This window comes from Streptomyces sp. NPDC014801, from assembly GCF_043082085.1.
Lineage (GTDB): Bacteria > Actinomycetota > Actinomycetes > Streptomycetales > Streptomycetaceae > Streptomyces.
Map to the genome: position 1 here is coordinate 25,755 of NZ_JBIBXG010000008.1, position 10,864 is coordinate 36,618.

A 10,864-nucleotide genomic window follows, 5' to 3' on the forward strand; every position below is an offset into this window, starting at 1 on the left:
ATGGCACGCGACTTCTACGAGGTTCTCGGGGTCCCGCGAGACGCCGACAAGGACGAGATCCAGCGGGCGTATCGCAGTCTGGCCCGCAAGTACCACCCGGACGTCAACAAGGACCCCGCGGCGGAGGAGCGGTTCAAGGAGATCAACGCGGCCTTCAGCGTCCTGTCCGACCCCGACCAGCGGGCCCGTTACGACCGCTTCGGCGAGGACTTCCGGAAGGTCCCCGATGACTGGGAGGAGCGGGTCGGTGCCGGCGCGGGACCCGGTGGCGGCTTCCGCTGGTCCACCGGGGGCGGCCCCCGGGTCCGGTACGCCACCAGCGGCTTCGGCGCGGAGGGTGTCGACGTCGACGACCTGTTCGGCTCGTTCTTCGGGGGCGCCGGACGGGTGCGTGTCCCCGGAGCCGACCAGGAGGCCGAACTGCCGCTCACCGTCGAGGAGGCCTACCGCGGAGGTCATCGCACCGTCACGCTCGCCGGTCCCACCGGGCAGCCGCGGCGGTACGAGGTCGACGTGCCGGCGGGTGTCATCGACGGGCAGCGCATCCGGCTGGCGGGCGAGGGCGGCCGGGGCAACGGTGACGCCCCTGCGGGGGACCTGTACCTGCGGGTGCGGATCCAGCCGCACCCCCAGTTCCGCCTCGACGGCCGGGACGTGCATGTGCAGCTTCCGGTCACACCCTGGGAGGCCGCGCTGGGCGCGACGGTTCCGGTGCCCACGCCGAGCGGGGCGACGGCGAAGGTCAGCGTGCCAGCGGGCTCGTCCAGCGGCCGGCGGCTGCGGCTGCGCGGTGAGGGCATGCCGAACCCGCGCGGCACGAACGGCGATCTCTACGCCGAGCTCCGGATCATGGTGCCGTCCAGGCTCAGCGACCGGGAGCGCGCACTCTTCGAGGAGCTCGCCGCCGTTTCCTCGTTCGACCCCAGGAGGACACGATGAGTGACCCACGCGCCGGGGCGCGCCAGGCGTCTCGGCCGACAGCTCCCGCGCCGGCACGCGTCCGGTACGCGATCGTGCCGGTGCCCAGGCTCTCCCTGCAGACCGTGGCCCGCCGCTCCGGGGTCCATCCCGACCTCGTCCGCCGGTTTGTCGCCCTCGGCCTGGTCGACGCGGAACGCGACTCCGCGGGGCGACTGGTGTTCGATCCCACGGCGCCGGCGGTGCTCGCCCGTATCCAGCGGCTGCGCACCGGACTCTGCCTCAACTACGCATCCATCGGCCTGGTGCTCGACCTGCTCGACCGCATCAGCCTGCTCGAAGCCGCCCTGCGCGGCCGCGGCACGAGGAGTGAAACACCCCCATGGACATGAACCGTCTCACCCAGAAGTCCCAGGAAGCCCTCCAGGAGGCCCAGAGCGCGGCCGTCGGCATGGGGCAGACCGAGGTCGACGGGGAACACCTGCTGCTCGCGCTTGTCGATCAGGAGGACGGGCTGATCCCACGGTTGCTGCAACAGGCCGGCGCCGACCCGAAGGAGCTGCGCGCGGCCGTGCGCGAGGAACTCTCCCGCCGCCCGAAGGTCACCGGTCCCGGCGCGGCACCCGGCCAGGTCTTCGTCACCCAGCGCCTGTCCCGCCTGCTCGACGCCGCCGAGCGGGAGGCCAAACGCCTCAAGGACGAGTACGTGTCCGTGGAGCACCTCCTGCTCGCCCTGGCCGAGGAGGGCTCGGCGACCGCCGCCGGACGCCTGCTCAAGGAGCACGGCGTGACCCGGGATTCGTTCCTGAGCGCGCTCACCCAGGTCCGCGGCAACCAGCGCGTCACCTCCGCCAACCCCGAAGTGGCCTACGAGGCTCTGGAGAAGTACGGCCGCGATCTCGTCCTCGAGGCGCGGTCCGGGCGGCTGGACCCGGTCATCGGCCGTGACGCGGAGATCCGGCGCGTCACCCAGATCCTCAGCCGCAAGACCAAGAACAACCCCGTCCTGATCGGAGATCCCGGCGTCGGCAAGACGGCCATCGTCGAGGGCCTGGCCCAGCGCATCGTGCGCGGCGACGTCCCCGAGGGCCTGCGCGACAAGACGGTGTTCGCTCTCGACATGGGCTCCCTGGTCGCCGGCGCCAAGTACCGCGGCGAGTTCGAGGAACGCCTCAAGGCCGTGCTGTCCGAGGTGAAGGCCGCCCAGGGACGCATCCTGCTCTTCGTCGACGAACTCCACACCGTCGTCGGCGCGGGCGCCGCCGAAGGGGCCATGGACGCGGGCAACATGCTCAAGCCGATGCTCGCCCGCGGCGAACTCCACATGATCGGCGCCACCACGCTCGACGAGTACCGCAAGCACATCGAGAAGGACGCCGCCCTCGAACGCCGCTTCCAGCAGGTCCTGGTCGACGAGCCGAGCGTGGAGGACACCATCTCCATCCTGCGCGGACTGCGCGAACGCCTCGAGGTCTTCCACGGCGTGAAGATCCAGGACACCGCACTGGTCTCCGCGGCCACCCTCAGCCACCGCTACATCACCGACCGGTTCCTGCCCGACAAGGCCATCGACCTCGTCGACGAGGCGTGCGCCCGGCTGCGCACCGAGATCGACTCGATGCCCGCCGAACTCGACGAGATCACCCGCCGCGTCACCCGCCTGGAGATCGAGGAGGCGGCCCTGTCCAAGGAGACCGACGCCGCCAGCAAGGCCCGCCTGGAGGAACTGCGCAAGGAACTGGCCGACCTGCGCGGCGAGGCCGACGCCAAACGCGCCCAGTGGGAGGCCGAACGGCAGGCCATCCGCCGCGTGCAGGAACTGCGCCAGGAACTGGAGCAGGTCCGCCAGGAGGCGGAGGAGGCCGAACGCGCCTATGACCTCAACCGCGCCGCGGAACTCCGCTACGGCCGTCTCCAGGACCTGGAGCGCCGGCTGAAGGCCGAGGAGGAGCAACTGGCCGCCAAACAAGGGCAGAACCGGTTGCTGCGCGAGGTCGTCACCGAGGAGGAGATCGCCGAGATCGTCGCCGCCTGGACCGGTATCCCCGTCGCGCGTCTCCAGGAGGGGGAGCGAGAGAAGCTGCTGCGCCTCGACGAGATCCTGCGCGAGCGCGTCATCGGCCAGGACGAGGCCGTCAAACTCGTCGCCGACGCCATCATCCGCGCCCGCTCCGGCATCCGCGACCCGCGCCGCCCCATCGGCTCGTTCATCTTCCTCGGCCCCACCGGCGTCGGGAAGACCGAACTGGCCAAGACCCTCGCGGCGGCCCTGTTCGACTCCGAGGAGAACATGGTCCGCCTCGACATGAGTGAGTACCAGGAGCGGCACACCGTCAGCCGGCTCATGGGCGCACCGCCCGGATACGTCGGCTACGAGGAAGGCGGCCAGCTCACCGAGGCCGTACGCCGCAAGCCGTACTCGGTCGTGCTGTTCGACGAGATCGAGAAGGCGCACACCGATGTCTTCAACACCCTGCTGCAGGTCCTCGACGACGGCCGCATCACCGACTCCCAGGGCCGCACCGTCGACTTCCGCAACACCGTGATCATCATGACGTCGAACATCGGCTCCGAGCACCTCCTCGACGGCGTTACCGCCGAGGGCGAGATCAAGCCGGACGCCCGCGCCCGGGTGATGGGCGAGCTGCGCGGGCACTTCCGCCCGGAATTCCTCAACCGCGTCGACGACATCGTGCTGTTCAAGCCGCTCGGCGAGCGGCAGATCGAGCGGATCGTGGAGCTGCAGTTCGACGAGCTGCGCCGTCGGCTCGCCGAACGCCGCATCACTGTGGAACTCACCAAGGCCGCCCGGGAGTTGATCGCCCACCAGGGCTACGACCCGGTGTACGGCGCCAGGCCGCTGCGCCGCTACATCTCCCACGAGGTCGAGACGATGGTCGGGCGCGCTCTGCTGCGCGGTGACGTCCAGGACGGCGCGACGGTCCGCGTCGACGCCGAACACGGAGAGCTGGTGGTCACCTACGACCAGCCCGAGGACGTGAAGGGAGCGCGGGCGGCATGAGCACGATGCAGGCGACGACCGTCAGGTGTCCCAACTGCGGGCGCACCAACCGGGTGCCCGTGGCCGCGGAGGGCCGCCCCAAGTGCGGCCACTGCAAGCAGCCCCTACCGTGGATGGTGGACGCGGGCGACGACGACTTCACCGAGGTCGCCGAGCGGGCCGACGTCCCCGTCGTGGTCGACCTGTGGGCCACCTGGTGCGGCCCCTGCCGCATGGTCAGCCCGGCACTGGAGAAGGTCGCCACCGATCTCGCCGGCCGCATCAAACTCGTCAAGGTCGACGTCGACAAGAACCCGCGGCTGTCGCAGCGTTTCGAGGTCCAGGCCGTACCGACACTGCTGATCCTCGACCGGGGCGAGACGGTCGCCCGGCAGGCGGGGGCGGCGCCCGCCCCCGCTCTGCGCCGGTGGGTGGAACAGTCGATCACCACCCGGAAAGGGTGATCCGGATGACCCTGCACGCAGACCCCCACCTCGCGCTCGTCCGGCCGGTCCAGCCGCTGACCCCACAAGGGTGTCAGGAGTGTCTGATGCTCGGCTCCCCGTGGGTCCACCTGAGGCTCTGCCTGACCTGCGGGCACGTCGGCTGCTGCGACTCCTCGCCGAACAAGCACGCGCGCAAGCACGCGGCTGCCGTCGCCCATCCGATCGTGCAGTCGTACCAGCCCGGCGAGGAATGGCGCTGGTGCTACGTTCACGAGGCGTTCGTCTGATGTCCGGCGACCAGCCGCTGCCGGGCGAAGAACCGGTGCCGGAGAAGGCGGACGAGGCCGCCTTCTGGGAGACCCCGGACATCTACGGCGCGTATCCGCGCCTCACGGATGACCAGACAGCACGTCTGGAGGAGCACGGGCAACGCCGGACCATGGCTCCGAACGACGTGCTGATCCGGGAGGGGGAGCGCTGCGAGACGTTCTTCGTCGTCCTCAGCGGCACCGTCGCCGTCGTCGAGGGCCACGGCACTCCCGAGGAGCACGTGCTGCGCGTGCACGGCCCCGGCCGCTTCATCGGCGAACTCGGCCTGCTGTACGGACAGGTGGCCTTCTACACCGCTGTCGCCAGGGAGCCCGGCGAGGTCCTCGTCGTCTCCTTGGACCAGTTGCGCCACCTGGTGTCCCAGGACTCCACCATCGGCGACACCGTGCTGCGCGCCTGCCTGTGCCGTCGCGCCCTGCTCGTCGGACAGGGCGCCGGCTTCCGCATCATCGGCTCGCGCTACTCGCCCGACACCAGACGGCTGCGCGAGTTCGCCGTCCGCAACCGGCTGCCGCACCGCTGGATCGACCTGGAGACCGACGAGGAGGCCGAGGAACTGCTGCGCCGCTTCGGCGTCGGCCCGGAGGAGACACCGCTCGTCATCTGGCGGGACACCACCCTGTTGCGCAACCCCAGCAACGCGGAACTGGCCCGGCTCATCGGCCTGCCGTCACTGCCCGCCGGAAACCGTCACGGCGACCTCCTCATCGTGGGCTCCGGACCCGCCGGCCTCGCTGCCGCGGTGTACGCCGCCTCCGAGGGACTGAGCACCACGGTGGTGGAGGCGATGGCCACCGGCGGCCAGGCCGGCACGTCGTCCCGCATCGAGAATCTGCTCGGCTTCCCGTCCGGCATCTCCGGCGCCGAACTCACCGAACGCGCAGTGCTCCAGGCGGAGAAATTCGGCGCCGGGATCAGCCTTCCCCTGGAGGCGACCGGTCTCCATCCCAAGGACGACGACCACTATGTCGTGACGTTCGCCGACGGCAGCGAGATCGCCGCCCGCGCCGTCGTCCTGGCCATGGGCGCCCGCTACCGCCGGCTCCAGGTGCCCGGCATCGAACGCCTGGAGGGAACGAGCGTGCACTACTCGGCGACCGTCTACGAGGCCCAGCAGTGCCGCACCGACCCGGTGGCCGTCGTCGGCGGAGGCAACTCGGCGGGCCAGGCGGTGCTGTTCCTCGCCGGGTACGCGCCGAAGGTGCACCTGCTGGTCCGTGGAGCGAGCCTCGAGGCCCACATGTCCCGCTACCTGGTCGACCAGGTCGAGCGCCATCCGCGGGTGGAGGTCAGCCTGCACACCGAGGTCACCGAGGTCATCGGCCGGGAAGCGCTGGAGGAGCTCGACGTGGTCGACAACCGCACGGGCGGGCACCGTCGGCTCGCGGTACGAAGCCTGTTCGTCTTCACCGGCGCCGAACCTCACACCGAGTGGCTCGCCGGCACTGTCGCCCTCGACTCCCGCGGCTTCGTCCTCACCGGGCCGGAGGCCCAGGAAGCCTGCGCCCACCCCGAGGTGTGGCACGGCCGTGGGCGCCCGTGCATGACCCTGGAGGCCAGCCTGCCCGGGGTCTTCGCGGTGGGGGACGTCCGTAGCGGCTCGGTGAAGCGGGTGGCCTCCGCGGCCGGTGAGGGCGCGATGGCCATCCACTTCGTGCACCGGCACCTGGGGCACTCGGCCGTACCCGGCACCACGGGCACGTCAGCTGTCGCGGGCCACTCGGACGTCCCCCCGAGCCTGCGTCACAAGGAGTCCGCATGGCTTGCATGACGAAACAAGGCGGAAGGAAGTCAGCTGTGAAATACGACGGATTCCTTGCCCGTGTGCGCGAGCGAGGCGAATACAACGACCAGGACGAAGCCGCCGACGTCACCAACGCCGTGCTGGAAGTGCTGGCCCAACGGATCAGCCCGGGAGAGGTCAAGGACCTCGCATCCCAGCTGCCCGGCCCGCTGGGACAAGTACTGGACCGTGCCGCGCCGCAGCAGGCGCGAAGCTTCGGGATCGAAGAGTTCTACCGCCAGGTCGCCGAGCGCACCCATGCCCGACCTCGCACGGCGCAGTGGGACGCCAGCGCGGTCCTGACCACCGTCGCCGACGCGGTCTCCGGCGGGGAGCTGAATCAGATCATCAGCCAGCTCCCCTCCGGTTACGCGGTTCTGTTCGGCAAGGCCGACCTCGCGGACTGAGCCCGCGAGGCGCGTTGGCTGAAGCGATGTTCCTCACAATCTTCGAGTCGGGCGCGCGCCAGTTGTACAGTGATAGCGCCCTTGACCTGCAGAAAGCAGGCAGGGAGCCGTCTTCCGGGAGTTCAACATGCTGCGCACCATGTTCAAGTCCAAGATCCACCGTGCCACCGTCACCCAGGCCGACCTGCACTACGTGGGATCCGTGACCATCGACGCCGATCTGCTCGACGCGGCCGATCTCCTGCCCGGTGAGCTGGTGCACATCGTCGACATCACCAACGGGGCGCGGCTCGAGACGTACGTCATCGAGGGGGAGCGCGGGTCCGGGGTGATCGGGATCAACGGGGCCGCCGCCCACCTCGTGCACCCCGGCGATCTGGTGATCATCATCAGCTACGCTCAGGTCACCGACGCCGAGGCGCGGGCGCTGACGCCGCGGGTGGTGCACGTGGACGAGGGCAACCGGATCGTGGCCCTCGGTGCCGACCCGTCGGAGCCGGTGCCGGGCTCGGACCAGGAGCGCAGCCCTCAGGCCGTCACGGCCTGACCGCCGACCCGCAGGCCGTCACGGCCTGAGCCCGGGCGAGGACCGACGACCAGGAGCGTGCCCATGAGCGACATCGAGATCCGCGACGACCGGGCCGCCGGGCGGCTGGAGGCTCTCGGCGACGGCGAGGTCGTCGGGCACATCGAGTACTTCGCGCTCGACGCCCCGCGCACGGCCCTGGTCCCGGTCCACACGATCGTCGAGCCCGCGCACGAGGGCCAGGGCATCGCCTCCTCCCTCGCGCGCGAGCTGTACGCCCTCGCCGAGCGCGAGGGCGTCCCGGTCGCCCCGCTGTGCCCCTACGTCGTGAAGTGGGCCGCCAAGCACCCCGAGGTCGCGCCGGCCGCCGACCCCGCGCTGCTCGCCGCGGCGAAGGAGTGGCTGGCCGCGCACCCCGGGCGGTTCTGAGCGCGCCCCTGCGTCTGCAGTGACGCACGTCACTTTCCGGTGCTGTCACATTCGGGCGGGCCTTCGTGTCCTGTGTGTGTCATCAACCGCAGACGCACAGGGAGCACCCCCATGGACGCCCGTCTGAACCTCTTCGAGAGCCCGCTCGCGGCCAAGCTCATCCGGCACCTCAACGCGGCCGGGCAGGTCCTGAAGGACTCGTCCCTGCCCGCCACCACGCAGGAACTGGTGAAGATCCGCGCCAGCCAGATCAACGGCTGCGGTTTCTGCGTCGACATGCACACCAAGGACGCGGCCGCCGACGGTGAGACCGCGGTACGCCTCAACCTGGTCGCCGTCTGGCGGGAGGCGACGGTGTTCACCGACGCCGAGCGGGCCGCGCTCGCGCTCGCCGAGGAGGGCACCCGCATCGCCGACGGCGGCGGCGTCTCCGACGAGGTGTGGGCGAACGCCGCCCGGCACTACGACGCGGACCAACTCGCCGCGCTGGTCGGCAGCATCGCCCTGATCAACGCCTACAACCGCGCCAACGTCATCGTCCGCCAGCCGGCGGGCGACTACGAGCCGGGCATGTTCGGCTGACGGGGCGTCGGGGACGGCGGCACGGCCGGAGGCGGGTGCGCCCGCATCGCCTCCGCCGTGCCGCCGTTGGGCCATGCGGCGGGTGCGGCGCGGCTCCGCCGGGTGACTGGCCGCACGCGCGCCGGGTACGCGGGGGAGTAGTCCAGAGCCACCGTCGACCGACTGGCCGGAGGACGCCATGACCTATCCGTACCCCGACCCGGTGCAGCCGGGCCCGACTCCCGGCCCGGATCCGCAGCACCGCCAGCCGTACCCGGACCCGGCACCGCCGCCGGACCCGGTGCCCACGCCGCAACCCCCGGACCCGGTGCCCACGCCGCAGCCGCCCGGCCCGGGTCCCGAGCCGACGCCTCAGCCTCCGGGGCCGGGTCCTCAGCCAACTCCCCAGCCGCCGGGGCCGGGTCCGGAGCCGACGCCGCAACCGCCGGGCCCGGGCCCGCAGCCCACTCCGCCCCCTCCGGGGCCCGGACCGACGCCGCCTCCCGGTCCCGGTCCGAACCCGCAGCCACCGGGACCGAACCCGCTCCCGGAGCCGGACCCGTCACCGATCCCACCGGGCCCCGAACCGGTGCCGAGCCCCGAACCGGGCCCACCGCTGACCTGACCCGGCGCCGGCTCCAGGCACTGGTCCCCCTGGTCTCGGATGCGTCCCGGCCCCTGTCCCGACCCGGACAGCGGGCCGGGCCGGATCGTGAGGCGTGGTCCGGGCCTGACACCTGGCCCGGACCCGACATCCAGTCCGGGCCTGACATCCTGTCCGGGCCGGCGCCCGCCCCTGGCAAGAGTCCCGCTCGGGGCCCGAGCCCCGGACGGACCCATCCGCGCCGCACCCGTACCGATCAGCGCCCCCCGAGCGACCCCCGCGGACCGAGCCCTGTCCCGGACCGAGCCCCGTCCCGGACCGAGCCCCGCCCCCGAGCGAACCGCTCCCGGCCCGCTCCTAGGCCGACACCTCCGACCGGTCCCCGCCCCACAGCGTGTGGAACGCGCCGTCGCGGTCCACCCGCCGGTAGGTGTGCGCGCCGAAGAAGTCGCGCTGGCCCTGGGTGAGGGCGGCCGGGAGGCGTTCGGCGCGCAGGGCGTCGTAGTAGGCGAGGGCCGCCGAGAAGCCGGGGGTCGGCACGCCCTGGAGGGTCGCGGCGACCAGCACCTCGCGCCAGCTGTCCTGGGCCTCCGCGATCTCCCGCGCGAACGTCTCGTCGCTCAGCAGGCTCGGCAGGTCCGGGCGGGCGTCGTACGCGGCGCGGATGCGGTCGAGGAACGCGGCCCGGATGATGCAGCCACCGCGCCAGATCGAGGACACCGCGCCGAGGTCGATGTCCCAGCCGTACTCCTCGCTGCCCGCGGCGATCTCGTGGAAGCCCTGCGTGTACGACACGATCTTCGACGCGTACAGCGCCTGCTCCACCCGGTCCGCGAAGGTCGCCGCGTCCGCCTTGGTCAGCGGCGACGCCTTCGGGCCCTTCAGGTCACGGGAGGCGGCCCGCAGCGCGGCGTGGCCGGACAGGGAGCGCGCGAAGACCGCCTCGGCGATGCCGGACACCGGAACGCCCAGGTCGAGCGCGATCTGGACCGTCCAGCGGCCGGTGCCCTTCTGCTCGGCCTGGTCCACCACCACGTCCACGAACGGCTTGCCGGTGGCCGAGTCGACGTGCGCCAGCACCTCCGCCGTGATCTCGATCAGGTACGAGTCGAGCCGGCCGGTGTTCCAGGTGCGGAAGATGTCCGCGATCTCGGCGGGCGTGTACCCGGCGACGTCGCGCAGCAGCTGGTAGGCCTCGCCGATGAGCTGCATGTCGGCGTACTCGATGCCGTTGTGCACCATCTTCACGAAGTGCCCGGCGCCGTCCGGGCCGACGTGCGTCACGCACGGCGCCCCGTCGGCGGCCTTCGCGGAGATCTTCTCCAGCATCGGCCCGAGGGAGTCGTACGACTCCGCCGAGCCGCCCGGCATGATGCTCGGCCCGTTCAGCGCGCCCTCCTCGCCGCCGGAGATGCCCGTGCCGACGAAGTGGATGCCCCGCTCGCGCAGTTCGCGCTCCCGGCGCCGGGTGTCCGCGAAGTGCGCGTTGCCGCCGTCGATGATCATGTCACCGGGTTCGAGGAGCGGGGCGAACTCCTGGATCACCGCGTCCGTCGGCTCACCGGCCTTCACCATGATCACCAGGCGGCGCGGCCGCTCCAGCGCGTCCACGAACTCCTTCGCGGTCTCGGCCGCGACGAAGTCGCCCTCGTGCCCGAACTCCTTCACCAGCGCGTGCGTGCGCGAGGCGGTCCGGTTGTGCAGCGCCACCGTGTAGCCGTTGCGCGCGAAGTTGCGGGCGAGGTTGCGGCCCATCACCGCGAGGCCCGTGACACCGATCTGGGCTGAAGTGCTCATACCGCCTGCTCCCGAAGACATAGAGGACACAAGAAGACATACGGGTGGAAGATCGTGCCGTT

11 protein-coding genes are annotated in these 10,864 nt (G+C 71.5%); 10 read left to right on the top strand and 1 reads right to left on the bottom strand.

Translation table 11 applies throughout. From position 1 onward, the window contains the following. From ACF1AL_RS19990 to ACF1AL_RS20035, 10 genes are all read left to right on the top strand, one after another. Entirely contained in the window at window positions 1-939 is a 939-nt protein-coding gene (locus ACF1AL_RS19990) for a DnaJ C-terminal domain-containing protein (protein ID WP_391826716.1), read from the top strand. Continuing rightward, window positions 936-1,310 carry a chaperone modulator CbpM gene (locus ACF1AL_RS19995; RefSeq protein ID WP_391659737.1) on the top strand — a complete coding sequence of 125 codons (375 nt, stop codon included), beginning with the start codon at window positions 936-938 and terminating at the stop codon, window positions 1,308-1,310. Before ACF1AL_RS19990 ends, ACF1AL_RS19995 begins: the two co-directional genes overlap by 4 nt. Next, complete coding sequence (clpB, locus tag ACF1AL_RS20000) at window positions 1,301-3,940, top strand: ATP-dependent chaperone ClpB (RefSeq protein ID WP_391659738.1); 2,640 nt, start codon at window positions 1,301-1,303, stop codon at window positions 3,938-3,940. The genes ACF1AL_RS19995 and clpB overlap by 10 nt, the downstream gene beginning before the upstream one ends. Further along, window positions 3,937-4,383 carry a thioredoxin gene (gene trxA, locus ACF1AL_RS20005; protein ID WP_391826718.1) on the top strand — a complete coding sequence of 149 codons (447 nt, stop codon included), beginning with the start codon at window positions 3,937-3,939 and terminating at the stop codon, window positions 4,381-4,383. The genes clpB and trxA overlap by 4 nt, the downstream gene beginning before the upstream one ends. 5 nt (window positions 4,384-4,388) lie before the next feature. Further along, window positions 4,389-4,652, top strand: coding sequence for a UBP-type zinc finger domain-containing protein (locus tag ACF1AL_RS20010; RefSeq protein WP_391659740.1), 264 nt, complete (start codon window positions 4,389-4,391; stop codon window positions 4,650-4,652). Then, entirely contained in the window at window positions 4,652-6,466 is a 1,815-nt protein-coding gene (locus tag ACF1AL_RS20015; RefSeq protein ID WP_391659741.1) for an FAD-dependent oxidoreductase, read from the top strand. Before ACF1AL_RS20010 ends, ACF1AL_RS20015 begins: the two co-directional genes overlap by 1 nt. A 26-nt stretch (window positions 6,467-6,492) precedes the next feature. Further along, window positions 6,493-6,885, top strand: a complete 393-nt coding sequence (locus tag ACF1AL_RS20020; protein ID WP_384207467.1) for a DUF2267 domain-containing protein — start codon at window positions 6,493-6,495, stop codon at window positions 6,883-6,885. 127 nt (window positions 6,886-7,012) lie between these two features. Further along, window positions 7,013-7,432, top strand: coding sequence for an aspartate 1-decarboxylase (gene panD, locus ACF1AL_RS20025; RefSeq protein ID WP_366834998.1), 420 nt, complete (start codon window positions 7,013-7,015; stop codon window positions 7,430-7,432). A gap of 63 nt (window positions 7,433-7,495) precedes the next feature. Continuing rightward, window positions 7,496-7,840, top strand: coding sequence for a GNAT family N-acetyltransferase (locus tag ACF1AL_RS20030; protein ID WP_391777444.1), 345 nt, complete (start codon window positions 7,496-7,498; stop codon window positions 7,838-7,840). 111 nt (window positions 7,841-7,951) lie between these two features. Continuing rightward, window positions 7,952-8,422, top strand: coding sequence for a carboxymuconolactone decarboxylase family protein (locus ACF1AL_RS20035; protein WP_384207472.1), 471 nt, complete (start codon window positions 7,952-7,954; stop codon window positions 8,420-8,422). 940 nt (window positions 8,423-9,362) lie between these two features. Here the strand turns inward: ACF1AL_RS20035 and gndA are convergent. Then, complete coding sequence (gene gndA / locus ACF1AL_RS20040; protein ID WP_391826720.1) at window positions 9,363-10,802, bottom strand: NADP-dependent phosphogluconate dehydrogenase; 1,440 nt, start codon at window positions 10,800-10,802, stop codon at window positions 9,363-9,365. Window positions 10,803-10,864: the final 62 nt, after the last annotated feature.